General features: G+C 58.8%; 22 protein-coding genes. 13 read left to right on the top strand and 9 right to left on the bottom strand.

What is annotated here, in order from left to right; translation table 11 throughout:
• Positions 1-34 precede the first annotated feature (34 nt).
• Positions 35-883, bottom strand: a complete 849-nt coding sequence (locus tag A15D_RS05425; RefSeq protein WP_102791096.1) for a metal-dependent hydrolase — start codon at positions 881-883, stop codon at positions 35-37.
• Between the two features lie 153 nt (positions 884-1,036).
• Between A15D_RS05425 and A15D_RS05420 the strand changes: the two genes are divergently transcribed.
• Positions 1,037-1,447, top strand: a complete 411-nt coding sequence (locus A15D_RS05420) for a hypothetical protein (protein ID WP_102791095.1) — start codon at positions 1,037-1,039, stop codon at positions 1,445-1,447.
• A gap of 71 nt (positions 1,448-1,518) precedes the next feature.
• Here A15D_RS05420 and A15D_RS05415 read toward each other — a convergent pair whose 3' ends face one another.
• On the bottom strand, positions 1,519-3,129 hold the full coding sequence (locus tag A15D_RS05415) for an MFS transporter (protein ID WP_102791094.1): 1,611 nt from the start codon (positions 3,127-3,129) through the stop codon (positions 1,519-1,521).
• A 357-nt stretch (positions 3,130-3,486) separates the two neighbouring features.
• On the bottom strand, positions 3,487-3,999 hold the full coding sequence (locus A15D_RS05410) for a porin family protein (protein ID WP_102791093.1): 513 nt from the start codon (positions 3,997-3,999) through the stop codon (positions 3,487-3,489).
• Between the two features lie 110 nt (positions 4,000-4,109).
• On the opposite strand from A15D_RS05410, the gene A15D_RS05405 reads away from it, so the two are divergent.
• Positions 4,110-4,682 carry an HAD family hydrolase gene (locus tag A15D_RS05405; protein WP_102791092.1) on the top strand — a complete coding sequence of 191 codons (573 nt, stop codon included), beginning with the start codon at positions 4,110-4,112 and terminating at the stop codon, positions 4,680-4,682.
• A gap of 59 nt (positions 4,683-4,741) precedes the next feature.
• Here A15D_RS05405 and A15D_RS05400 read toward each other — a convergent pair whose 3' ends face one another.
• Positions 4,742-5,341: a GNAT family N-acetyltransferase gene (locus A15D_RS05400; RefSeq protein WP_102791091.1), complete on the bottom strand. Its 600-nt coding sequence runs from the start codon at positions 5,339-5,341 to the stop codon at positions 4,742-4,744.
• Positions 5,342-5,463: 122 nt separating this feature from the next.
• Positions 5,464-6,498 carry a GGDEF domain-containing protein gene (locus tag A15D_RS05395; RefSeq protein ID WP_102791090.1) on the bottom strand — a complete coding sequence of 345 codons (1,035 nt, stop codon included), beginning with the start codon at positions 6,496-6,498 and terminating at the stop codon, positions 5,464-5,466.
• Between the two features lie 390 nt (positions 6,499-6,888).
• Between A15D_RS05395 and A15D_RS05390 the strand changes: the two genes are divergently transcribed.
• From A15D_RS05390 to A15D_RS05360, 7 genes are all read left to right on the top strand, one after another.
• On the top strand, positions 6,889-7,767 hold the full coding sequence (locus A15D_RS05390) for a branched-chain amino acid ABC transporter permease (protein ID WP_102791089.1): 879 nt from the start codon (positions 6,889-6,891) through the stop codon (positions 7,765-7,767).
• Positions 7,768-7,771: 4 nt separating this feature from the next.
• Positions 7,772-8,869 (top strand): branched-chain amino acid ABC transporter permease, encoded by a 1,098-nt coding sequence (locus A15D_RS05385; RefSeq protein ID WP_022984378.1) that lies wholly within the window; start codon positions 7,772-7,774, stop codon positions 8,867-8,869.
• Entirely contained in the window at positions 8,866-9,636 is a 771-nt protein-coding gene (locus A15D_RS05380; protein WP_022984377.1) for an ABC transporter ATP-binding protein, read from the top strand. Before A15D_RS05385 ends, A15D_RS05380 begins: the two co-directional genes overlap by 4 nt.
• Positions 9,633-10,436, top strand: a complete 804-nt coding sequence (locus tag A15D_RS05375) for an ABC transporter ATP-binding protein (protein WP_102791088.1) — start codon at positions 9,633-9,635, stop codon at positions 10,434-10,436. Before A15D_RS05380 ends, A15D_RS05375 begins: the two co-directional genes overlap by 4 nt.
• A gap of 2 nt (positions 10,437-10,438) precedes the next feature.
• Positions 10,439-12,253, top strand: coding sequence for a long-chain fatty acid--CoA ligase (locus tag A15D_RS05370; protein WP_102791087.1), 1,815 nt, complete (start codon positions 10,439-10,441; stop codon positions 12,251-12,253).
• A 22-nt stretch (positions 12,254-12,275) separates the two neighbouring features.
• The gene (locus tag A15D_RS05365; RefSeq protein ID WP_102791086.1) at positions 12,276-13,466 is read left to right on the top strand and encodes an ABC transporter substrate-binding protein; all 1,191 of its coding nucleotides are present in this window, start codon (positions 12,276-12,278) and stop codon (positions 13,464-13,466) included.
• A gap of 528 nt (positions 13,467-13,994) precedes the next feature.
• Entirely contained in the window at positions 13,995-15,386 is a 1,392-nt protein-coding gene (locus A15D_RS05360; protein WP_102791085.1) for a hypothetical protein, read from the top strand.
• A gap of 65 nt (positions 15,387-15,451) precedes the next feature.
• Here A15D_RS05360 and A15D_RS05355 read toward each other — a convergent pair whose 3' ends face one another.
• Both A15D_RS05355 and A15D_RS05350 read right to left on the bottom strand, forming a co-directional pair.
• Positions 15,452-16,651, bottom strand: coding sequence for an acyl-CoA desaturase (locus A15D_RS05355; protein ID WP_102791084.1), 1,200 nt, complete (start codon positions 16,649-16,651; stop codon positions 15,452-15,454).
• A 10-nt stretch (positions 16,652-16,661) separates the two neighbouring features.
• Positions 16,662-17,780 (bottom strand): ferredoxin reductase, encoded by a 1,119-nt coding sequence (locus tag A15D_RS05350; protein WP_102791083.1) that lies wholly within the window; start codon positions 17,778-17,780, stop codon positions 16,662-16,664.
• Positions 17,781-18,413: 633 nt separating this feature from the next.
• On the opposite strand from A15D_RS05350, the gene A15D_RS05345 reads away from it, so the two are divergent.
• From A15D_RS05345 to A15D_RS05335, 3 genes are all read left to right on the top strand, one after another.
• Complete coding sequence (locus tag A15D_RS05345; RefSeq protein ID WP_233192094.1) at positions 18,414-19,376, top strand: NAD-dependent epimerase/dehydratase family protein; 963 nt, start codon at positions 18,414-18,416, stop codon at positions 19,374-19,376.
• 163 nt (positions 19,377-19,539) lie between these two features.
• Positions 19,540-20,007 (top strand): hypothetical protein, encoded by a 468-nt coding sequence (locus tag A15D_RS05340; RefSeq protein WP_146026853.1) that lies wholly within the window; start codon positions 19,540-19,542, stop codon positions 20,005-20,007.
• Positions 20,008-20,058: 51 nt separating this feature from the next.
• Positions 20,059-20,472 carry a hypothetical protein gene (locus tag A15D_RS05335; RefSeq protein WP_102791081.1) on the top strand — a complete coding sequence of 138 codons (414 nt, stop codon included), beginning with the start codon at positions 20,059-20,061 and terminating at the stop codon, positions 20,470-20,472.
• A 111-nt stretch (positions 20,473-20,583) separates the two neighbouring features.
• On the opposite strand, the gene A15D_RS05330 is transcribed toward A15D_RS05335, so the two are convergent.
• Positions 20,584-21,003, bottom strand: coding sequence for a CBS domain-containing protein (locus tag A15D_RS05330; RefSeq protein ID WP_102791080.1), 420 nt, complete (start codon positions 21,001-21,003; stop codon positions 20,584-20,586).
• Between the two features lie 399 nt (positions 21,004-21,402).
• Between A15D_RS05330 and A15D_RS17290 the strand changes: the two genes are divergently transcribed.
• Positions 21,403-21,690, top strand: a complete 288-nt coding sequence (locus A15D_RS17290) for a type II toxin-antitoxin system RelE/ParE family toxin (protein WP_199175775.1) — start codon at positions 21,403-21,405, stop codon at positions 21,688-21,690.
• A gap of 279 nt (positions 21,691-21,969) precedes the next feature.
• Here A15D_RS17290 and fadA read toward each other — a convergent pair whose 3' ends face one another.
• A complete protein-coding gene (fadA, locus tag A15D_RS05320; protein WP_102791079.1) occupies positions 21,970-23,145 on the bottom strand; it encodes an acetyl-CoA C-acyltransferase FadA in 1,176 nt (391 codons plus the stop codon).
• Between the last annotated feature and the right edge of the window lie 19 nt (positions 23,146-23,164).

The raw sequence follows: 23,164 nt of genomic DNA, 5'->3' as shown, positions 1-23,164 counted from the left end.
GCTCCCTGCCAAGGCAAGGGAGCCATGCACGGGCTCAGGCGGCCTGATCCTTTTGGTAGCCTTCCACATCGCCGATCAGCTGATCCATCTCGGCCAGGTATTCGCGGTTGTCATGGTCCCAGGGGTGGAAGCCCGGCTTGAACCAGTCCAGCCAGGGAAGGATCACCCGGCGCAGGCCCCCAGGTGACAGCCACTGGAACCGGAAGGATTGCCACCAGCCCTTGAGGTTGAACAGCTGGCCAACTTTCCAGGTATTGATCAGGTAGAACGGATAAAACAGGGCAAAGAAAATGGTGGTGGCCAGCACCAGTGCGCTGGAGCGTAACAGCCAGGCCTTCAGGCCACGGCCAAACACCGTCTCAAACACATCAAACGCGACCGCCTTGTGTTCGGTTTCTTCCAGCGCATGCCAGTGCCAAAGCTTCTGGTAAGCCGGGTCTGAGCCGTCGATCAAGTCTGGCTCGCGCAACAGTACATCAGCAAGAATGGCGGTGAGATGCTCCAGGGCCACGGTCGCTGCCAGTTGCATGGAATCCGGCAGATAACGGCTCACCGCATCCAGCAACTTGGTGACGATCAGCTCCTGAGTGTCCACCGGTAACCCGGCTTCCACCATCTTCTGGTTGTAGTCTTCATGCTCGCGCCCGTGCATGGCTTCCTGGCCAATAAAATGACGCACGGCTTGCTGCAATTCCGGGTCGTCGATCCGGTCACGGTATTTGCGAACGCTATTGATAAAGAACCGCTCTCCCTCAGGGAAAAACAGCGACAGCGTATTGAAGAACTGGGTGACCGCGGGGCCCCAGTTGTGCCAGTTGAGCACCTGCTCGTCGGGCACATGGAACTTGAGGTTCCGGCGAACCGGCATGATGTGCATTTTCATTGTTATCTCACTCCCTTGCCGCTTTCTTCGTGGTCCTCTTCCACTTAGCGCTCGATTTGGCAGAATTACAAGGTCACTGTGACAGTCGGATACGCAAAAGAAACAATAGGCCAATCATGGTATGAAGATGCATGGGAAAGCACGGAATCTCACATGGATAAAATGATGAAGTGGCGCTTGTGGATTTCCGCCATTGTGCTGTTGGTGGTACTGGCTGTGGCGTTTCATACCCTGGTTTGGCAGCGCCACCAGATTCCCGTGAGTGGAGTACGCGTCACCACAGAAACCGGGGCAGAGGGGCAAGACTGGCTGATCTCCCTGTATGACCAGGGCCAGCAGCGCTGGCAGGCCAATGAGGAGGGTTATCGGTTGGTGATCGAACGCCTGGGGCAAGACGCGTTTGACCTGGATATCAGCTATCAAAATGGCGAAAGCCAGCGCCGTATTCGTCAGCGGGTACGACTCAACCCCGGCCTCACCCTGGTGGCAGCCTTTGGCCCGGACCAGCACAGCCATACGCCGCACAGGGTGCTCATCGATCGGCAAATCAGTGACAGCCCCTAGCCTGTTTGCCCGGTGTCGTCACAGGCGGCGCCTTCACTGAAGGACGCCGCCATCGCTAATCATCGCATCACCTATCCGTGTGCTTCGGGGGCGGTTACCGCGCCAGGGATGGCGCCGTGCTGAGGCGCTGTTGACTCGGCAGCCCGTTCCCGGTGGCCTTCATCATCCGCAGGCGGTGCGCTGTTTCGCAACAGGATCGCCACCAATGCCGCAGTCCCGGCAAGAATCACCGCACCAATGGCCGCATTGGTATGCAATGCCAGGTTGAATGCCGTTTTGGCCGCGCTCATCAGTGCTTGCCCGGTCTCACCCGGTAGCTGGGCGGCGGCCCCCAGGGCTCCGCCAAGCGTATCCATGGCCGCCAGTGACAGGGTATCGGGCAGGTCTGCAGGCATGGAAACGCGCATATGTGTGCGGTACACCGCAGCACCGATACTGCCAATCACCGCGATTCCCAGAGCCATGCCAAGTTCCGTGGCGGTTTCCGAGGTTGCCGATGCCGCGCCGGCCTTGCGCGGCGGCGCGGCACTCACCACCATGTCGGTGCCGAGAATCATCATCGGCATCACCCCGATGCCCATGATCGTCATGCCGGCAATCAAAATCGGTATATCTGACGGATCCTCAACCGGCAGCAGCAGGACTAGCCCGAAGGCGGCCATCAGCAAGCCGAGACTGACCAGCTTTTGCCGTGAGATGCGCCCCACCAGGCGGGGGATCAGCAAGGACGCCACTGTCTGCACCACCGCCGGTGGCAGCATGACCAGGCCGGACTGCAACGGCGACAGATCCAGGACCCCTTGCAGATACTGAAACACCATCAGCCAGGCACCCGAGAGTGCCAGGATGGTCAGCATCATGGCGCCGACCGAAGTGCTGAACATCCGGTTGGCGAACAGAGTCATATCCAGCATGGGTTCTGCCAGCCGTCGTTGGCGGCGGGTAAAGGCCATGCCAATAATTAGGCCGAGTGCAATGGCGAGCAGCGGGAGCACAGTGATGCCATTGCGAGCCATGTCCTTGAGGCCGTAGATCACGGCCAACACCATCGCCACGGACAGCAGGGCACTGGTCCAGTCCTGCCGTCCAGCCTCATCATCACGAAACTCTGGCAACAGCACGGGGCCGCAAATCAGCAGTAACAGCATCACGGGCACCCCAAGCAGGAATACCGAGCCCCACCAGAAATATTCCAGCAGGGCGCCGCCCACCAGAGGGCCGATGGCACTGCCGACTATGAAGCCGGTCATCCACACGGTAATCGCCAGCGTCCGCTCCTGCTCCACCTGAAACATATTACGCAATAGCGACAGGGTTGATGGCATAAGGGTGGCGCCCGCAATGCCCAGTACCGCACGGCTGGCAATCAGCATTTCGGCCGTGCTGGCAAAGGCGGCCAGTGCGGAAGCTGCCCCAAATGCGGTGGCCCCGGCCAACAGCAGCTTGCGGCGGCCAATGCGGTCACCCAGGGTGCCCATGGTCACCAGAAAGCCGGCAATCATGAAACCGTAGATATCCAGTATCCACAGCAATTCCGCGCTGGTGGGCTGAAGGTCGGCACTCAGGTGCGGGGCAGCCAGATGCAGAACCGTCATGTCCAGTGCCAGCAACACGGTGGGTAACATCAGCACAGCCAGTCCCAGCCATTCACGGCGGGTGGCGGGTTTTTCAACGGGGGTCATGGTCTCTCCAGGTCCTGCAAACGCAAAAGGTCATAGCGACCCTAAATCCTCAACCAGACTTGAGGTCAATAGTGCAGTGCATTCAGTCAGCCGGTTAACAGACCAGCGTCGTGTTCAATTCGTTCAAGATTCTCTATTCATCATGATGCTGTCATGACCGGAAGGGGGGAGGGCTGGAAGGGGCGTCGCCCGGCAAGCTCGACTGACCTGCGTTACATCGACAGGTAAGTGTCAGGCAGTGTGGCGGTTTGGCAGGTTGGCGCGGCGCTTGCGGCACTGTAAGCCTGAGTTCCCCCTCTTCACCATCAGGCGAAGAGGGGGCGGCCGAAGGAACGGCTGAGCATGGTAGGTGTTTTGCTAGAACTGGAAGCGCAGTCCGGCACCGAACATGTCCACGTTCAGCTCGTTATCAAAACGCATGTATTCCGCGTAAACGTACAGTTTGTCCATGATATCAACGGTTGCACCCAGCCCGCCGAATGCATCTGTTGATGAATCATCATCATCGCCCAGAGGGTGCTTTACATCAAAATCGGTATTGGCGATCCCGCCTTTGCCATACAGCCCTACAGGCCCGAGTTCAAAGCTGAGCAGGCCTGCAAATGTCACGGCTCCGCCTTCGACCTTGGTGTTGTATTCACCTTCGATTTCACCGAAATCATAATATCCGACTTCTACGCCGACCAACTCGATAGGACGCCACCCAAGGAACAGGCCTCCCGTGGTATTGTCGTCATCGAATTTGACGTTTTCGACTTCTTCATCAACGGCGGTGTTATATAGGCCTGCACCGATGTACACGCCAGCGGTAGATAATGGCGCCAGTGAGCACAGCGCGACAGCTGCAATAAGTTGTTGTAGACGTTTCATTGTTATCTCTCCCTGATGGTTGGTCGTCGTCAGTATTACCCAGTTTGTGACAATTGTGTATGGGCGGCGTCACACAGCCAAGCCTGCTTATAAATGAAGGAATGACCGAAATGCAGATCGCCAACACGGATTACGCTGGCATCATTTTCGATATGGATGGCACCCTGGTGGACTCCCGTCTGGATTTCACGTTGATTCGCCATGAACTGGACTGCCCGGAAGGGATCGGCGTGCTGGAATTTATCGATACCCTGCCGCGGGATCGGCAGCCCGCGGCCCGCGAGGTGGTGCTGCGCCACGAACGCAATGGGGCCATGAAGGCCCGCTGGATGCCTGGGGCAAAAGCCTGCCTGGAGCGGCTCGCCGCCAACGGTATTCCCACCGCCATCCTGACCCGCAACGCCCGGGAAATTACCGCGCTGACTATCGAACGGTTGGGCATCCCGATCAGCCATTGGCTGGCCCGGGAAGACGCGCCCCCCAAACCGGCGCCAGAGGGTTTGCTGTCCATCGCTGCAGACTGGCAAATGGCCCCCGCCACACTCGCTTATGTCGGGGATTTTAAATACGACCTGTTGGCTGCCAGAAACGCGGGCATGGTGGGTGTGTATTACAACGGTGACGGTCGCAATCTGCATGGCCATCTTGCTGATCGCATCATTCATCATTTCGACGAATTATGAACCGGCGTAGTGCCCGTTGAGGTTGGCACCGGTTCCGGGGATCGGCCCGGGGAAATTTCTTATCGGGGCAGCCGCAACATGGCCCAGTGCATGACGGAGCCGCCAGGCAAATAACCATGGTGAACAATCTCGAAACCGAAGCGTCGGTAAAGCGAGACATTGTTTTCGTTATGGGTGTCCAGGTAGGCGGGCAGCCCTTGTGAATCCAGCGTCGCCAGGGTTGGGCGCAGCAGGGCGCTACCCAGACCTTGTCCATGCTTGTTGGGTTCAACGCCGAGAGCGGCAAGATAGTAGTGGGGTTCGGTAATGATGGACTTGTGCATCGCCTGCATAATGTCCAGTGCCTTCAGTTGCCTTAGCAAGGCCGCAGGGCCCTGACGCAGGCTGCCGCGAATCGCGCCGTAGCGAAGCAGATCCAGCAAGCCATAACGCATGGTGCCGGAGGGAGACCAGATGGCGGCACCGTCCTGGCCGTTGTCAGTGACGACAACCTCACCCTTGTTGTGGCCATGGGTCAGCATGTAGCGGAAGGTATACCAGCAGAGGGTCTCCCGTTTTTTATCATCGGGAAAAAAATAGACAAACAGCGGATCATGGAAAAACGCCCGGCTCAACATGCTGGCCAGCGTATCCGTGTCGGGGTGTCGTGCAATTGCCATCGCCGTGTTCTTTTTCTCTTTGGGCCAATAAGGGCAGGACTTTCGCCTCATGGTAAGCCGGTTTCCTGTGGGGGGCGACTAGTGATGACAGATGTATACCCTGCGGTGCTGGGCGAGTGATATTACAGGGCCAGGGCAATGCGATTGCGGCCAGCGGATTTGGCGGAATAGAGCTTCTTGTCAGCGCAGCGTGTCAGGGCGTTGAGTTCCATGCCTTCCTGTTCGCCAAAACAGGCGATACCACCACTCAAGGTCAGGGTGATGCTGTGCTCCCCAAAGGTCAGGGGGCTGGCCGCCAGTTGCTGGCGGATTTTCTCGGCCACCAGCAGTGCCTGGTCACCATCGGTATCCGGCAGTAACAGGCAGAATTCCTCTCCGCCAAGGCGTGCCGCCAGATCTGTTTTGCGGAGCCGCTGTTTCAGTAGTCTGGCCACATGCTGCAATGCCTTGTCACCGGCCTCGTGGCCGTGCCGGTCGTTCACCTTCTTGAAGTAGTCCAGATCCAGGAGTACCAGCGACATGGGATTGTTCAGCCGTTGGTGCCGGGCTTGTTCGTACTCAAACCGGCTTTGCAGGTGCGCCCGATTAGGGAGCCCTGTTAGCACGTCCGAGTGCGCCAGTTTTACCAGCCGGCGTTCGCTCTGTTCACGGGTAATTTCATAGACATGCGAAAACGCCGTGAGACAAAGCGTGAGCACACCAATGTTGGCCAGAATCACCGGTTGCATGGCCTCCGGGTCATCACCAAAGCGCCAAAAGAACAGCCCGGCGGCAATGGACATATAAATCACCGTCAGAACCAGCCCCTTGATCCTGCCCAGCAACAAGTGCGACACCATGGGAATCAACAGCACCCAGACAAACACATTCATGGTGGAACGCGGCGAGGCCAGCGCCACCATCATCACACTGAAAAACGGGATCAGGTAGGCAAAGGCCCACAGTTCCAGCCGTTGGGTACGGCGAATATTGAAATACAGCACCACGGAGTAGGCGGCCATGATGAGCTCGGCAGCGGCGACGACCACATTGCCGCGGCCCAAATTGATCCAGGCGAATAGCAGGCCACTGCTGAAGGTAATCAGCAGCAACGCAATCAGCAGGGACTTGCGGTACGGGCGCGCGAGTTCACGCTGCTGGCCAGGGTTGTTATACATGGGCCGCCATGATTGGTATTCGGAATGGGCAGCATTGTCGCCTGAAAATTGAACAAAAGCCAAGGGTAACCCTGAAGATCCAAGGTTGTTCCGGCACTTCGGGCCAACCGGATTTGAGAAGTGTTTGGGATTCAGGGGCGGGACACCGGTGGGGGTGAGAGTGGAAAGTCACCGGCATGACGATGGCACTGCACGGGAGAGCTGGGCGAGTCTTTACGGCGTTTATTGTCGAGCGACGCCAGCGGTGGCGAGGGTTTCGTCCATCGGGCGCCTTCGTCCTACCTTGTTACATTTGACATACTGGCGAGAATGTCGGGGTTCAGATAGGCTCGGGTGAATTGAATAAAAAAACACCACAACAGAACAATAATCCCGGGAGAGAGTGGGACCATGGATATTCTCCAGCTGCTGGTCAGCGGGGTCGCGAACGGCTGTATCTACGGGTTGTTGGCGCTGGGCTTTGTGCTGATCTACAAAGCGTCAGAAGCCGTCAACTTTGCCCAGGGCGACATGATGATGCTGGGTGCTTTCCTCGGCATCACCTTCATTAACGCGAGTTACGCCGACCTGCCATTTCTGATCGGCATTACCTTGGCCGCCTTGTTGCTCGGCTTGTTTGGCTATCTGCTGGACAGGCTGGTGTTACGGGCCATCTTTGGCCAGCCGCAGTTTGCCATGGTGATTCTCACCATCGCCCTGGGTTTCCTGATGCGCTTCGTGGCCGGGGTGATCTGGGGCCATGATCCGTCTTCACTGGAAACCCCGTTTGTCGGCAAGGTCTGGCAGCTGGGCGAGCTGATAATTCCGGTTGTGGATGCGGTCATCATCTGCACCACCGTGGCGTTGACCGCCATCCTGTACTTCTTCTTTGCGCGTACCCGCCTGGGGGTGGCCATGCAGGCCAGCAGCCAGAACCAGATGGCGGCGTACTACATGGGGATTCCTGTCAAACGCATCAATGCCATCGTCTGGGCGCTGTCCGGGGTGGTGGCCGCCATTGCCGGGGTGATGTTTGCGGCCAAGGGCGCGGTGGAACCTTCTGTTGGCCTGCTGTTCGGTATCAAGGCCTTTGCCGCGGCGGTGATCGGGGGGCTGGGGTCGCTGCCTGGCGCCCTGCTGGGCGGCTTGCTGGTGGGTATTGTCGAGCCCTTTGCGGGCCGGTATCTGCCTTCCGGGGCTGGCCAGGTTGCCCCCTATGCGTTGATGTTGCTGGTGCTGATCCTGCGCCCCGGCGGCCTGTTCGCGCAGATCAGCCAGAAGAAGGTGTAAGCCCATGAGCAACCGATTCAAAAGTCGCTACGACGACGATATCAATCTCTTTGAGGGGCGCTGGCACCTGACCCAGTACGCCATCCTGATTGCCTTGTTACTGGGGGCGCCCTGGGTGCTGGGCGATTACTACCTGGGCGAACTGACGGCGGTGCTGGTGTGGTCGCTGGCCGGGCTCGGGCTGATGCTGGTGAGCGGGCATACCGGGCAGGTCAGCCTGGGGCATGCCGCGTTCATGGCCATTGGTGCCTTCACCAACCTGGCCCTGATGCAGCGCGGCTGGCACTTCATTCCTTCGCTGTTGGCCAGTGCGGTAACCGCGGGCCTGGCCGGTGCCATCATCGCCCGGCCGATTCTGCGCATGAGTGGCATTTATCTGGCGATCGCGACCCTGGCGCTGAGCATCATTCTGGAAGATGTGGCGATCATGGCTGAACCGGTCACCGGCGGGGTGGCCGGATTATTTGCGCCACCGATTCAGCTCTTTGGCCTGGAGGTCGACCGGTATGCCACGCCCAAGGCGTTCTACTACATCTGCCTGACGGTGCTGGTGTTGGTCACACTGGGCTACCTGAACCTGCTACGCAGTGCCTCCGGGCGTTCCTTCCTGGCGGTGCGTGACAGTGAGGTGTCGGCCCGGGCGCTGGGGGTCAACGTGACTCGTGCCAAGACCCTGTCGTTCAGCCTGTCCTGTGCCATCACTGGCCTGGCCGGGGCGCTGTATGCCCACCTGGCCCAGGCCGTGAACTACGAAAGTTTCCTGGTGCTGATTTCCATCACGCTGTTGTTGCAGGTGGTGATCGGCGGCCTGGGCTCGGTGCACGGGGCCTTCTTTGGCGCCATTGTGGTGGTGGTCTTGCCGCAGTTGATTGCTATTGCCCGCGACTATCTGGATAACGCGGCGGGCATCAAGATTGCGGCGTATCCCGGCATGGACACCGCGCTGTTTGCGTTGTTGATTTTGTTGATGGTGATCTATGAGCCCCGGGGCCTGTATGGCGTCTGGTTCAAGGTGCGCACCTGGTTGCAGCTGTTCCCGCTCTACCGCAAGGGCATGTTCCGCCGTACCCGTACCTACCTGAAAACGGAGCGCCAACGATGAGTCTGCTACAGGTAAAAGATTTGTCCATTGCCTTCGGCGGCGTCAAGGCGGTCGATGGTGTCAGCTTCTCGGTGGAACCCGGTGAAGTGTTCACGCTGGTCGGCCCCAACGGGGCAGGCAAGTCGACCATTTTCAATCTGATCAGCCGTCTCTATGAACCCAGTGCCGGGCAGATCCTGTTCGACGGTGAGGACATCACCCGCCTGCCGGCCCACAAGGTAGCCGGGCTGGGGATTGCCCGCACCTTCCAGAATATCGAGTTGTTCGACCATTCATCCGTGCTGCAGAACCTGCTGATTGGCCGGCATTGCCGCCGCAATACCCGCTGGTTTGAAGAGCTGCTGTTTCTGCCCAAAGTCCGCCGTAGCGAGCGGGAACATCGTCTGCTGGTGGAAGAAGTGATCGACTTTCTCGATCTGGCTGCGTACCGCGACAAGCTGATTGCCGGGTTGCCCTACGGGGTGCGCAAGGTGGTAGAAATCGCCCGTGCTCTGGCCAGCGAGCCGAAACTGATCCTGCTCGACGAACCGGCATCCGGCCTGAGCGTGGAAGAAACCCAGAACATGGCGTGGTGGATCGAAGACATGCAGAAAGATCTGGGCCTCACGGTGTTGATGGTGGAGCACGACATGAGTCTGGTATCGCGGGTGTCCGACCGGGTGCTGGCGGTGGCGGAAGGCCGCCCGCTGGCCATGGGAACCGCGGCCGACGTGCAGGCCGATCCGAAGGTCATCGAAGCCTATCTGGGCACGGAGGCGAGCGCATGAACCACGCAGCAGACACGACCCCGAACCGCGCCGAGCCGTTACTGCAGGTCAAGAATCTGGAAGCCTTTTACGGTCCGGTCATGGCCCTGCGGGGTGTCTCGATCGACGTGAATGAAGGCACGGTGGTGACCATCCTGGGCGCCAACGGGGCGGGCAAGACCACCCTGATGAAAACCATTTCCGGCGCCTTGGCCCCGCGCAAGGGCACAGTGACCCTGGGCGGAGAAAACATTCAGGGCAGCGAGCCGGACCGGCTGGTGCACAAGGGCATTGCCCATGTGCCCGAAGGTCGGGAAGTGTTCCCGTTCCTGAGTGTGGAAGAGAACCTGACCATGGGCGCCTACACCCGCCGCGACAAGGCGGGCATCCGCCAGGACATGGCTATGGTGTACGACTACTTTCCCATTCTTCACGAGCGTCGCCAGCAACCTGCCGGCACCCTGTCTGGCGGTCAGCAACAGATGCTGGCCATCGGTCGCGGCCTTATGTCCCGGCCTTCGGTCATGCTGCTGGATGAACCGTCGCTGGGGTTGTCGCCCTTATTGGTGCAGGAAATCTTCACCATTATTCGTCGCCTTAACAAAGAGCAGGGGGTGACCCTGTTGCTGGTCGAACAGAACGCCCAGGTCGCACTGAACACCGCCGACCATGGTTACGTGCTGGAAACCGGCCGAATCGTGATGGACGGCAGTGCGAAAGATTTGCTCGCCAGCGATGACATTCGCGAATTTTATCTGGGCCAGTCGGCGGGGGATGACCGACCGGAAAAACGCTGGAAACGAAAGAAGACCTGGCGCTGATCATGACTGACAATAACAACACCTCACCCACTCAGCTCCACGGTTGCGACACCGTGGTCAAACTCTGGCGTCAGCAATGCCTGGAGCGGGGCGATACCATCGCCCATCGCGAAAAGGAACTGGGCATCTGGCAAAGCCACAGCTGGCTCGATTACTACCAGAAAGCCCGTGCCATTGGTGTGGCGCTGTTGTCCCTTGGGCTGGAGCGCGGACAGCCGGTTTCCATCCTCAGCGAAGACAACAAGGAATGGCTGTACTGCGACCTCGGCATTGCCGGGGCAGGGGGCATCAGTAACGGGGTCTACACCACCGACAGCGCCGAACAGCTGGCGTACCTGATTAACGACAGTGGCTCGGCCTTCCTGTTCGTGGAAAACGACGAGCAACTGGACAAGTACCTGACGGTGCGCGACCAGGTCCCTACGCTGAAAAAGGTTATCGTCTATGACCGCAAGGGGCTGCGCGATTTCAGCGATCCCATGGTCATGTTTCTGGATGAGTTGTACGCCCTGGGCGAGCAGATTCCCGATGCGGAAGAACAGTTCAGCGCCAGCATTGCCCAGAGCCAGCCCGACGATATTCGCATGCTGATCTACACCTCCGGCACCACGGGCGCCCCCAAGGGCGCCATGATCAGTCACCGCAATGTTCTGTTCCAGTTGGCCGCGGGGGAACAGGTGCTGGATGCCCACGAGGACGATGACCAGCTGTGCTTTCTGCCGTTGTGTCACATTCTCGAACGGCTGGTTTCCGTGGAGTTGCCCATCTACAAGGGTTGCACCGTCAACTTTGCGGAAAGCCCGGAAACCGTGTTCGAAAACCTGCGCGAAGTCTCACCCAATACGTTCGCAGCGGTACCGCGTCTGTGGGAAAAAATTTACAGCTCACTGATGACCCTGCGTGACGAAGCGACGCCGTTCGGGCGTTGGTGTTTCGACCGCGCCCTTGCTGCCGGCGAGGCCTGGCATTGCGACGGCAAGCGTTCACCGCTGTCGGCGCTGCACTATCAATTCTGGAACCTGTTGGTGCTGCGCAACGTACGCGACATGATCGGCATGAATCGCCTGCGTCGTGGCACCACTGGCGCGGCCCCCATCGCGCCGGACCAGATTCGCTGGTTTCAGTCCCTCGGGGTGCCCCTGTTCGAAGGGTACGGCATGACAGAAACCACCGGTGTAGCGTCGCTCAACAGCAAAACCCGTGAGCAGGTTGGCACCGTGGGTGAGCCTTTGCCCGGGACGCAAGTACGCATTGCCGACAATGGCGAAGTGCTGGTGCGGGGTGGGCATGTCTTTGCCGGGTATTGGCGCAAGCCGGAAAAAACCGCCGAAGATATTCGCGATGGCTGGTTGCACACTGGCGATGTCGGGCGCATGGAAGACGGCATGCTGACCATCACCGGTCGTCTCAAGGACATCATCATCACCGCCGGGGGCAAGAACATCACGCCTTCGGAAATCGAAAGCAAGATGAAGTTTTCACCCTATATTTCCGATGCGGTGGTGATTGGGGACAAGCGGAAATACCTGACCTGCCTGATCATGATCGATCAGGAAAACGTAGAGAAGTACGCCCAGGATCGCCAGGTGCCATTTTCCAATTTCGCTTCCCTGTGCCGGGCCAAGGAAGTCCTGGACCTGGTTGATGGCATTGTCCAGGACGTGAACAAACAATTTGCCCAGGTGGAACAGATCAAATATTTCCGCCTGATCGATGTGCTGCTCACCGCCGAGGATGAGGAGCTGACTGCCACCATGAAGCTCAAGCGTTCGTTCGTAGAGAAAAAACACAAGCACCTGATTGATTCCATGTATTGATGGTACGAGAGGAGAGTGCATCATGAAGAAGCTTTGTCTGACGGCCCTGGCCGCCATGGCCCTTGTGGCTTGCAGTGATAACAAGGAAGAAGAAAGCGCCGCGGCTGATGCGGTACGCGGTGTGACGGACACCGAAATCCGGCTGGGCGGCATGCATGACTTGTCCGGTGTGTTCGCAGCGTTCTCATCCCCGGCCGTGCAGGTCGCCAATGACATGTTCGCCGAAGTGAATGCCCAGGGCGGTATCCACGGCCGCAAGATTCGGTACATCGTGGAAGACCATGCCTACCAGGTGCCCAAGGCAACCCAGGCCATTAACAAACTGGTCAGCCGTGATGAAGTGTTTGCCATGGTCATGAGCCTGGGCACGCCCCATAACCTGGCCGCGTTCCCGATCATGGACCGCAACAGCGTCCCCAGCATTCTGCCGCTGGCGTTGTCCAAGCCCATGGAAGAACAGGGTGACTTCCGTTACCGCTATGTGTTCGGCCCCAGCTATTACGATGGCGTGCTCAAGGGCGTCAACAAACTGGTCGAGCAGGACGGCATCGAAAACCTCTGTGTCATGTATATCCCGTCTGACTTTGGTGAAGAGGTGAATCAGGCCGCCACCGATGCGGCCGCGAGTAACGCTGCCCTGACGCTGGTGGAAAGCTCTTCGCACCGTCCTGATGAAAGCGATTTCACCGGCACCCTGGCACGCCTGCGTGATGCCGGTTGTGAGCTGGTAGCCGTCGCACTGCCGGTACGCCCGATCATCACCGTGGTGGCCACGGCCAAGCAGATGGGCTGGGATGACGTGAAATTTATCGTCTCCCAGGCGGGCTTCCATTCTGCCGTGGCCGCTGCGCCGGGCGGGGTGACCGAAGGTCTGTATGGGGTGGCCTCCTGGGAAGACATTGTCAGCCGCATGCAGCACGTGCCGGAAACCCAGGCATGGGCTGATGAGTACAAGGAAAAGTATGGCGAAACACCCAGCGGTGGCGCGGTCCTGGGGCGGGTTGGCGCCATGGTCACGATCAACGCGCTGCGCAACGCAGGCCCGGATCTGACCACCGAATCGTTCCTCGATGCCATGGAGTCGTTGAAGTTCACCGACGTGGTGACCGGCGTGGATACCCAGATGAGCACCACCAACCACCGTGCCGGGGACGGCATTGTCCTGTCCCGGGTGAAAGACGGGATCTGGCGCCCTGTAGCTGAAATGGAATAACCCAAAAAGGCGCCAATGGCCAATGCTGTCCCACAGCTTGACTTAGCGAAGTCCGAACCCCGCCCGGCTGGCAAGCCGGCGGGTTTCTCTGTTTAGGTGCCTCTGAATAACTCCTCGCGTGCACAGCGTGACCTGAAGCGTGCAGCTGTTGTGTCTTGTCTCGACGGTAAGGGTGGTTCCCTTTCCTGGAGGCAAGGCGCAGCAGATGTGTGCTTCAGGCCGCGCCCTTATGCTCGTCAGGATACGTAGGGTCTTCCAGGCTGGCCCGCACTCGTTGTTGCGCTTCCTTCGAAGGTGAAGAGCCGATGGATGGCCATACACGTTCAAAATCGCGCCCCTCTTTACGTTGGCCGAGGGGGCGACCAGCCTGAAAGACTGAGCATGCAAGGAGTTATTCAAAAGCTCCCTGGCGCCTTGAGCTGCGGGGGCGCTAGACCCCACTTCTAACAGATATGCAATACGTGGTATAAATTAAGCCCCCTTGAGGGAGGGGATAAGGAATAATTCAGACAGAAAAGGAAGAGACGTATGTGGGGGAAAATCCTGGCTGGCGCTACGATCGCCAGCACCTTGGTGTTAACGGCGTGCGGGGGCGGTGGCTCAAGTGATTCCAAACAGGCCGGTGGTACAGCAAACAACAAATCGACTGCCTATTTCGTAGACAACGCCGTTATCGGCCTGCGTTACAAATGTGGGGCAGACGCTGATTTTCAGTTGACTGGTGAACAAGGGATCCTCTCTTGCGCTGCCGGAGAAACGGTTTCGTTCTATGTCGGTGATTTGTTGTTGGGTGAAGTTACCATGGCTGCGGGAACGAGTTTCGTGACCCCGTTGAGCTTGGCAACTTCGGCAGCCGGTATTGATGAAAACATGGTGGCCAACATTGCGCGCCTTTTGATCAGCATTGATGTTGATCAAGACCCGGATAACGGTATTCAGATCGATCCAGCTACGCATCTGGATACGGGCCTGACTCTGGATTTTACGCTCGACAGCGCAAGCTTCGAGACGGCAGTTTCACCTGTGTTGACGGCTCTCACTCAGGGTCTCGACTCCGGACCATTTACCCTCGTGTCTGCGGATGATGCTGAAGAGCACCTTGTCTTCGGCCTGTATTTGGCCAATGCCGGATACTATGAAGGTGTCATCAATCGTGCCCCTGGCGTTACCTCGAAAATGGCTTTCCTCGTCTCCCGATTTGGTGCGGCCTATGGCGTGAACTTGAGTGCAGAGGGCATGTATGCGGCGGCCGCATTTGATGAAGGATCGGGTGCGTATGAGCTGTTTGAAGATACGGATTATTTCAAGATTGATGGCGATACCGGTGCAACCCTGCTGTTGGATGTCTCTGTAGGCAACGGCCAGGTTGTTAGCGTGGGTGAAGATGAATATCCGAACTTCACCGCAACCCGGCAAATCAGTTATGACCCCTTGATGAATGTTGCCCTGCTGGAGGCATTCAATGAACTGTTGCCGGTGGCTATCGACCTGAAAGGTAACGAGGACTACTTTGTTTTAGATAATGATGCTATTGGCGGCATGTTTTATGGTGCATGGGAGGGTAGTACTCCCAACGCAGAAGATCCGAGCAAGCACACGACGTACTGGTTTATCAATTATGCGGATGTGGTGAGTGCCAAAGACGGTGTTCTCAAGCTCATTGCACTTTCTACCAATGGGTATCTGGTGGAAGTGACTGCAGATTTCACTGGTGAAGAGCCAGTCATCACCAGTGATTGGCGCCAGCTTCACGAAGGCGATAGTGGCAGCACTTCTTCCTATATCGCTAACTATGAATACCCCGATGAGGAGTCTGACTCTGAGCCAGTTGAAGAGCCTGTGCTCCTAAATGCACCGGTGAAAAGCGGAGCTTCCGGGTTCAAACAGAAAGCCGAAGCGAGCTCAGGTTACTGGCACTAGTCGTTATACTCTGTTCCCTCCGAAAAAGGCGCCATTGGCGCCTTTTTTCGTTGTGGTAGCAAGCGTCACGACGATGCCTTTACCTGCTGTTGAGGCGGGTAGGGATCTCCACCACCGGGAAACGCCAGGCGAATATTTTTCAGCCAGGTGGTACCAAACTGCCGGAACAGTGAGGCGCTGTTATAAGGCAGGCCATACCGGTCGGCCAGTGCCCGCACCCGGGGCGAGACTTCCTTGTAGCGATTGCTGCACATGTCCGGAAACAGATGATGCTCGATCTGGTGCGACAGGTTGCCGGAAAGAATGTGGAACAACCGGCCCCCTTCGATATTGCACGAGCCCAACAGCTGACGCAGGTACCAACGCCCGCGGGTTTCTCCTTCCACCTGTTCCAGAGTGAAGTTATGCGCGCCGGCGGGAAAGTGCCCACAGAAAATGATCACGAAGGCCCAGATATTGCGAATCAGGTTGGCCACGGCATTGGCCCCCGCCACAATGCCGAACACCGCCAGCGGTGAAAACGGCACATAAAACGAAATCGGAATGGCCACCAGCGCGGCCGCCAGCGGCCAGGCAATATAGTCCTTCGCCACCTGTCGCCAGATCTTGTAGCCGATCCGCTTCAGCAGGGGTTTGAAATCCGACAAGGTGTTTTTGCCTTTCAGGTGATCATCAATGGCCTGTTCGTGCAGCGCCACCCCTTCTTCAAACAGCAACATCAACAGAATGAAGTACACCGGTTGCAGCAGGTAGGCGGGTTTCCACGGTTGCATGGGGGTGACCCGCATGATGCCGTAGCCCACATCCAGATCCTTCTCCAGCACATTGGTCCAGGTGTGGTGCACCACATTGTGTGAATGCATCCAGCGGTCCGACGGGCTCATGGTGTCCCACTCCCAGGTGTTGGACTGGATCTCCGGGTCTTTCATCCAGTCCCATTGGGCGTGCAGCACGTTATGGGCGATCTCCATGTTTTCCAGAATCTTGGCAATGCCGAGCATGAAGGTACCCAGCCCAAGCAGGGACAGCATGATCGGCCAGAGCGCCAGCGCATGCCCCCAGGCCGGCAGGAAAAACAGCGAGGCATAAATCACGAAACGGGCGCTCACTGCCAGAGTGCGCTGGGTCTTGATGACCTTGAGAATATAGGCCCGGTCCCGTTCGCCGCGGTCATCGAATACCTCATCGCGAATGGCATCCAGCTCGCGGCCAAATTCCTCGATTTGTTCGTCGGTCAGGTCGACCGGGTATTGGTGGGTTCGCATTATTCTTCCCTCACAAATCCAGTTCGCAATCGCCTGCAGCGGCACAGATACAGGTCTGCACAATGCTGCCCGCTTCGTTCAATACCTCGCCGGTACGCAGATCGCGCACGCAGCCAGACACCAGCGTGGTGTTACAGGTATGGCAGATACCCATGCGGCAACCGTGGGGCGGATTCATGCCCGCCTCCTCGGCGACTTTCAGTAGCGGGGTTTCGCTGTCGCCCTCGGCATCCACACCGCTTTGGGCAAAGCGCACCTTGCCGCCCACGGCATCGGCGGGAATCTCGGTAAAGGGCGCGCGGAAGCGTTCAATGTGCAGGTTGCGGCTGCAACCGGCCTGTTCGAAACACTGCTCCACGGCTTCCAGCAGGGAAGGCGGGCCGCAGGCATAGACATCCCGCTCTTTCCAGTCCGGGCACAGGGCGTCCAGCTGGGCGGCGGAAAAGCGCGCGTTGCCAGGATGATTTTCCTCGCGGGTGTACAACAGGTGCAGATGATAGCGATCGTATTGCGCGGCCATCTCGCGCAGCTGTTTGCCCAGCACCACATCGAATTCATGGGGCGCGTAGTGCAGGTGGCAGGTGTCTGGCAGACGTTCCTGGGCAATCAGGCTGTTCACCATGCTGAAGGCCGGGGTAATGCCACTGCCGGCGGTAATGAACAACGGATGAATATGCTGCGCGTCGGGCAGGTAAAAATCCCCCTGGGGCAGCCCGATAGGTAGGTAGTCGCCCACCTTGATATTGCGAACGATGTGGTGGGATATGGTGCCCTTGTCGATGGCCTTAACCGTAATGGTAAAGCAGTCGTCGTAGCGCTCCGGCGCAGAGGAAATCGTATAGGTGCGGGTGTAGTGCTTGCCGTTGGCAGGAATCCCCACCCGCACATGTTGCCCGGCCCGGTGGCCACGCCAGTTGAGGCCGGGGCGCAAGGTCAGGGTGCGGGCATCGCGGGTTTCATCCCATACCTTGACCACGCGGGCCTGCATCTTGTGGGTGGTCCATAACGGATTCACCAGCTCCAGGTAATGGGAGGTACGCAACGGCCAGGCGAAATAATCGGTCAGGGTACTCAGTCGAGACCAGATGGAGGGAGAACCCCCTGGCACAGGCTGGGTGGGTTGACGCATAACGGTTCCTCTTTCGTTGTCATTATCTGAGGTGTCGCTTGCCCGGTGGGCCGGGCGGGGCAGCAGGCTGCCATGTTCCGTTGTAGTCTTGTGTTAATGCGGGCGCAGGCCCGTTCTTGAGTATCCTCCCGGTGCAGGCAATGAATCCAAGGTTTGTACGAATCTGTACGTAACACCACGGCGCGAATACACAACACGCCTTATGTGAACAAGTGTTTACAAGGCTAGAATGAATCCCCGCTGCCTGTCTACCCCCTGAGGGGTTTCGAACGGGCCAACGGGGTCGGGGAAATTGGCATGATCTGCTGTCAGTAAAGCGATGGAGGCGTGCTAGGGCCTGTTAACGCTACCGGGATGGCACCTGTTGAGCCCCAAAAGCCGCCAATCTAGGCATGAGGAGTGAAGTTTGGTTTCTCCAAATGAGTGACGAATAACGACGAGTGGCGGCTTTTGGGGCTCAACCCGGAGGGCTGATCCCTTTTTCCGCCCAGCAGCGCCATCCGCTGTTTATGCAGAATGACTACACTGCACACCAGCTGGCACTACTGGACGAAAAAATGCATTCAGCAGGAGCCATCCCGGTAGCGTTAACAGGCCCTGGTGTCTGCCCCTCGCGAAATGGAGGAGCGATAAATGTCTACTGTCATGGTCACCGGCGCGTCCGGGTATATCGCGGGCTGGATCGTCCGCTACTTGCTGGAAGCCGGCCACACGGTCCACGCCACCGTGCGTGATCCCCACAAGGCTGCCAGTGTCGATCACCTGCATGCCATCGCCGATGTCACCCCCGGGACCCTGAAACTGTTCAAGGCGGATCTGCTGGATGCCGACAGTTTTGATGCCCCCATGGCAGGGTGCGATGTGCTCATGCACACCGCGTCTCCGTTTGTGCTCGATGGCTTTACCGATGCCAACGAAGCGCTGGTACGCCCGGCAGTAGAAGGCACCCGCAATGTGCTTAACGCCGCCAACCGTTGCGAGGCCCTCAAGCGGGTGGTACTGACCAGCAGCGTGGCGTCTGTGTATGGCGACGCCACCGACATGAAGGGCAAGAGCGCCTTCACCGAAGCCGACTGGAATACCACCAGCACCGTGGATCACAACCCGTACCAGTACTCCAAGGTGGCCGCCGAGCGGGAAGCCTGGAAGATCCACGATGCCCAGACCGGTGAGCCAGGCAGCCGCTGGGATCTGGTGACCATCAACCCGGGTATGGTGTATGGGCCGTCCCTGACCAATGCCAGCCATTCCGCCAGTATCGGCACCCTGCTCGACATGGGACGCGGCAAACTGCGCACCGGGGTGCCGGATCTGGTGTACGGCATGGTGGATGTGCGCGAAGTGGCGCAAGCGCATTTGCTGGGTGCCTTCACCGCCGAGGCCGAAGGCCGCTACATTCTGGTCAGCGAATCGGTCTCCATGCTGGATATCGCTGCCAGCCTGCGTCGCCAGTTCGGCAAGCAGTACCCATTCCCGATGATGAAAGTCCCCAAGCCGGTGGTATGGGCCGTGGGGCCGTTCATGGGCCCGGTGACCCGCAAGTTCTGGGCTACCCGCTGCGTTTTGATAACCGCCGCAGCCAGACCCTGGGCGTAGCCTATCGCCCGGTAGATGACACCCTTCGGGACCACTTCGAACAGGTGCTGGAAGACGGCCTGGTTCGCCGCCGCTAATACGGCCAGCGCATCCCCCAACAGGGGGATGCCGCACTGGCTGGCCCATGACAAGCTGGGTACCTCGCGAACCAATGAGAAAGACCATGCGGAAACCATGGATCACCTGGATGCTGGGCGGCCTGCCGGTGCTGGCGCTCGCCTGTGGTGGTTGGCCCCAGGACGTTAACCTGCTGTACGCCACCGCCTTTCGTGTAAGCGCAGTACAAAACTGTGCCACACAGGCCTCGGCGATCCGCTCAGAATGCCTGCAAGGGGTCATGACCGAACCGCTGATCTCGCGCCCCGGCACCGCAGCGCAGCTTGAGCTGATTCGCTACAGCAGCCTGCGCGACCTGGCCCCTTGTTCCGGGCAGGAGCTGCAACAGATCCGGCAGGTCGGTGGCCAGCGGGCCGTCTTGTGGGCCTGCATGGGGCTGCTGCATTATCCCGGCGAGCGGCCCGCGCAAGGCGTGGCCGTCGCCGTGGATCCGCAGGACACTGACAGCCTCGTGAGCGAGGGGGTTGCCGGGCTCAAGATCACCCAGATCGTCACATTGCCGTTATCGAAATAGTGCCATTGCCGGTAGACTCGGGGCGGCAATGATCCGTCCACAGGAGTCCCCATGGCCCATTCCCGACAACAGTGGCTACAAGCCTTTACCGGTGGTTTTCTCGCCACGCTGATCTTTCATCAGGGCGTCTTGGCCCTGTTCTGGTTGGGCGGGATGATTCCGGCCTTCCCCTGGAATATGAACCCGGTACCGCCTCTTGGCGTTCCGCAGGTCATTTCCCTGGCGTTTTGGGGTGGGGTGTGGGGGCTGCCCGTGTGGTGGCTGATCCGCCGCTGGAAAGGCGCTGGCTACTGGCTGGGTGCAGCGGTCATCGGCGCGCTGGGCCCCACCGCAGTGGCCATGCTGGTGGTGTTTCCCATGAAAGGCCTGGACGTGAACGCCAGCAAAGTGATCGGCGGCCTCATCGTCAATGGGGCCTGGGGGCTGGGGTTGGCCGTGTGGATGCAGCTCACCCGCTCACGCTAAACACGTTGACGATCAGGTGTGTTGGCAGGGCGTTATCACCGCCCCCCAATAATCGATGATCCATTGTGGTGCGCTTTTAGGGTGCAAAATTGCACCGATTATGCGCACCGCCTAGCCCGCCTTTTTGCTTAGCTCTGCCAGTTTCTGGTCCAGCATGTTCAGAATATGGCGGCGGCTGATCACTCCCAGCACCTTGTTGCTGGCATCCACCACCGGGTAGATCTTCGGCTTGGCATTCAGCATCTGCTGGGCCAGGGTCAGCACGTCGTCACTAACAGATACCGTGAGAACGTCGGTCTGCATCAGGTCCTTTACCGTGGCGACCCGCTGGTTGTGATACACCACCTGCAGTGCGGCCTGCAGGCATTCGCGCTCACTGATCCAGCCCAGCAATGTTCGGGCCTCGTCGGTGACCGGGCTGCCCAGCATATCGTGCTTGATCAGGTTGCCCGAGGCCTCTACCACCGGCATCTCCGGGCGGATAGTGGCGTAACGGGTACACATCAGGTCTTTAATTGATACCGAATCCATAAGGCACCTCTTTGTCTGTCGGGTGTTGAGCCAGGCTGCCGGCAAGGCAGCAGATACCCTTGTTAGTGCGGGAACCGTGCCAACTTTGCGGGCGCCTGTCGGTGCCGGTGATGTCCTCTTTGGGGGAGGGGGCGTTGCAAGAGGAGCAGGGCGTGGGACTAAACAAGCCCCCTCCAATCGGGGACACCCACCTATTTCACGTCAGACGGATTTAGCGCGTTAAGCGGTGTGCAGATCTATGCGTGGCGCCTTCCCGTAACAGGAATGCATTATTCGTTTAGTTACGGGCTTGCCTTGTTGAATCGGCCAACGTGGGCACACAGAATGAATCTTGTCTCAGCCGGGCTGGCCCCGGCGATTTGGCAGGCGCGTGAAGCGTGCCCAGACAGGAGAATGGCCATGACTGACGCCGCGAGTGCAGTGAAGAACAATAATACCCGTGCCAGCCAGCCCCACGAGAAAGACCCGGTTCCATTGTTGCCCGGTTCTTTAATGTGGAAAGACTTCGGTTCCTACCTGTTTCACCTGATGTTGCCCCAGGCATTTATCCTGCAATCCGCCCACCCGGTGATTAAGGGGTATCGGCGTAGTGTCTGCGGTGTAGACAGCATTTACTACAGGCTAAATGGCGGAACGGTTGAGATTATGCGGGTGCTTGGTCGTCAGGATATTGATAAGAATTTATAACGTCCAGGATCTACCCTCTACCATGCGGAAAGGAACCCGAGAATCCGGTCTTGCCCGGTGCTCTTTTGGCTGAGCCTTCCCAAAACCCGCTTCGCGGGATCGCCATGCGAGCATGGCTCCTACAGGGGGAGCGATGGGGTGTTGTCCTGATAAAGAAAAACCCCGGCGGATAAGCCGGGGTTTTTTGTTTCCAGTCCTGCCCTTGTGAGGCGGGGCCGGAAATTGGCATCCGGGCCTGAGGCCGGAGCGAGTCCGGCGTCAGGCGGCGGGTGTCAGGCTTTATACACGTTCAATGACGGTAGCGATACCCTGACCCAGGCCGATACACATGGTGGCGAGACCCAGTTGGCCATCTTTCCATTCCATGACGTTCAGCAGGGTGCCGGTGATACGCGCGCCGGAGCAACCCAGCGGGTGACCCAGGGCGATGGCGCCACCGTTCAGGTTCACTTTCTCTTCCATCTTGTCCAGCAGCTTCAGGTCCTTGGCCACCGGCAGTGACTGGGCAGCGAACGCTTCGTTCAGCTCCACGTAGTCAATGTCGTCGATGGTCAGGCCTGCGCGAGCCAGCGCCTTCTGGGTGGCCGGTACCGGACCGTAACCCATGATGGCGGCATCACAGCCGGCAACGGCCATGGAGCGGATCTTGGCGCGGGGCTTCAGGCCCAGGGCCTGGGCACGCTCGGCGCTCATGACCAGCATGGCGGACGCACCGTCAGACAGGGCAGAGGAAGTACCGGCAGTGACGGTACCGTTGGCCGGATCGAATACCGGACGCAGTTTCTGCATGTCTTCGATGCTGGCACCGGGACGGATCACTTCGTCGATTTCACACAGGACCTTGTTGCCTTCCTGATCATGACCTTCGATCGGCACGATCTCGTTCTTCCAGCGACCTTCCTGGGTAGCTTCCCAGGCCAGACGGTGGGAACGCACGCCGAACGCGTCCTGCTGCTCACGGCTGATGCCGTGCATTTTGCCCAGCATTTCTGCGGTCAGGCCCATCATGTTGGATGCCTTGGCGGTAACCTTGGAGATCTCCGGGTTGATGTCGACCCCGTGATCCATGGCTACGTGACCCATGTGCTCAACACCACCGATCACGAAGGTGTCGCCGTTACCGGTCATGATGGCCTGGGCGGCAGTGTGCAGCGCCTGCATGGAAGAACCACACAGACGGTTCACGGTCTGGGCAGCGCTGGTGCGCGGCAGGCCGGCCAGCATGGCGATGTTACGGGCGATGTTCATGCCCTGTTCTTTGGTCTGGTTTACACAGCCCCAGATCACATCTTCAGTCAGCTGGGTGTCCCAGTTGGGGTTACGCGCCATCAGCGCTTGTACCAGCTGGGCAGACAGTTTCTCGGCACGCACGTGACGGAACTGGCCATTACGGCTCTTGCCCATGGGAGTACGGACCGCGTCGACGATGACTACGTCATTCGGATTCAAGCTCATATCTATATCTCCAGTGTCC

It is taken from the genome of Alcanivorax sp. MD8A (assembly GCF_002888555.1).
Classification (GTDB): domain Bacteria; phylum Pseudomonadota; class Gammaproteobacteria; order Pseudomonadales; family Alcanivoracaceae; genus Alcanivorax.
This window is presented reverse-complemented; position numbering and strand designations above follow the sequence as displayed.

Excerpts from the sequence above, each read along its gene's own strand:
- A15D_RS05425 (WP_102791096.1), bottom strand. The coding sequence starts at position 883 with ATGAAAATGCACATCATGCCGGTTCGCCGGAACCTCAAGTTCCATGTG.
- A15D_RS05420 (WP_102791095.1), top strand. The coding sequence starts at position 1,037 with ATGGATAAAATGATGAAGTGGCGCTTGTGGATTTCCGCCATTGTGCTG.
- A15D_RS05415 (WP_102791094.1), bottom strand. The coding sequence starts at position 3,129 with ATGACCCCCGTTGAAAAACCCGCCACCCGCCGTGAATGGCTGGGACTG.
- A15D_RS05410 (WP_102791093.1), bottom strand. The coding sequence starts at position 3,999 with ATGAAACGTCTACAACAACTTATTGCAGCTGTCGCGCTGTGCTCACTG.
- A15D_RS05405 (WP_102791092.1), top strand. The coding sequence starts at position 4,110 with ATGCAGATCGCCAACACGGATTACGCTGGCATCATTTTCGATATGGAT.
- A15D_RS05400 (WP_102791091.1), bottom strand. The coding sequence starts at position 5,341 with ATGGCAATTGCACGACACCCCGACACGGATACGCTGGCCAGCATGTTG.
- A15D_RS05395 (WP_102791090.1), bottom strand. The coding sequence starts at position 6,498 with ATGTATAACAACCCTGGCCAGCAGCGTGAACTCGCGCGCCCGTACCGC.
- A15D_RS05390 (WP_102791089.1), top strand. The coding sequence starts at position 6,889 with ATGGATATTCTCCAGCTGCTGGTCAGCGGGGTCGCGAACGGCTGTATC.
- A15D_RS05385 (WP_022984378.1), top strand. The coding sequence starts at position 7,772 with ATGAGCAACCGATTCAAAAGTCGCTACGACGACGATATCAATCTCTTT.
- A15D_RS05380 (WP_022984377.1), top strand. The coding sequence starts at position 8,866 with ATGAGTCTGCTACAGGTAAAAGATTTGTCCATTGCCTTCGGCGGCGTC.
- A15D_RS05375 (WP_102791088.1), top strand. The coding sequence starts at position 9,633 with ATGAACCACGCAGCAGACACGACCCCGAACCGCGCCGAGCCGTTACTG.
- A15D_RS05370 (WP_102791087.1), top strand. The coding sequence starts at position 10,439 with ATGACTGACAATAACAACACCTCACCCACTCAGCTCCACGGTTGCGAC.
- A15D_RS05365 (WP_102791086.1), top strand. The coding sequence starts at position 12,276 with ATGAAGAAGCTTTGTCTGACGGCCCTGGCCGCCATGGCCCTTGTGGCT.
- A15D_RS05360 (WP_102791085.1), top strand. The coding sequence starts at position 13,995 with ATGTGGGGGAAAATCCTGGCTGGCGCTACGATCGCCAGCACCTTGGTG.
- A15D_RS05355 (WP_102791084.1), bottom strand. The coding sequence starts at position 16,651 with ATGCGAACCCACCAATACCCGGTCGACCTGACCGACGAACAAATCGAG.
- A15D_RS05350 (WP_102791083.1), bottom strand. The coding sequence starts at position 17,780 with ATGCGTCAACCCACCCAGCCTGTGCCAGGGGGTTCTCCCTCCATCTGG.
- A15D_RS05345 (WP_233192094.1), top strand. The coding sequence starts at position 18,414 with ATGTCTACTGTCATGGTCACCGGCGCGTCCGGGTATATCGCGGGCTGG.
- A15D_RS05340 (WP_146026853.1), top strand. The coding sequence starts at position 19,540 with ATGCGGAAACCATGGATCACCTGGATGCTGGGCGGCCTGCCGGTGCTG.
- A15D_RS05335 (WP_102791081.1), top strand. The coding sequence starts at position 20,059 with ATGGCCCATTCCCGACAACAGTGGCTACAAGCCTTTACCGGTGGTTTT.
- A15D_RS05330 (WP_102791080.1), bottom strand. The coding sequence starts at position 21,003 with ATGGATTCGGTATCAATTAAAGACCTGATGTGTACCCGTTACGCCACT.
- A15D_RS17290 (WP_199175775.1), top strand. The coding sequence starts at position 21,403 with ATGACTGACGCCGCGAGTGCAGTGAAGAACAATAATACCCGTGCCAGC.
- fadA (WP_102791079.1), bottom strand. The coding sequence starts at position 23,145 with ATGAGCTTGAATCCGAATGACGTAGTCATCGTCGACGCGGTCCGTACT.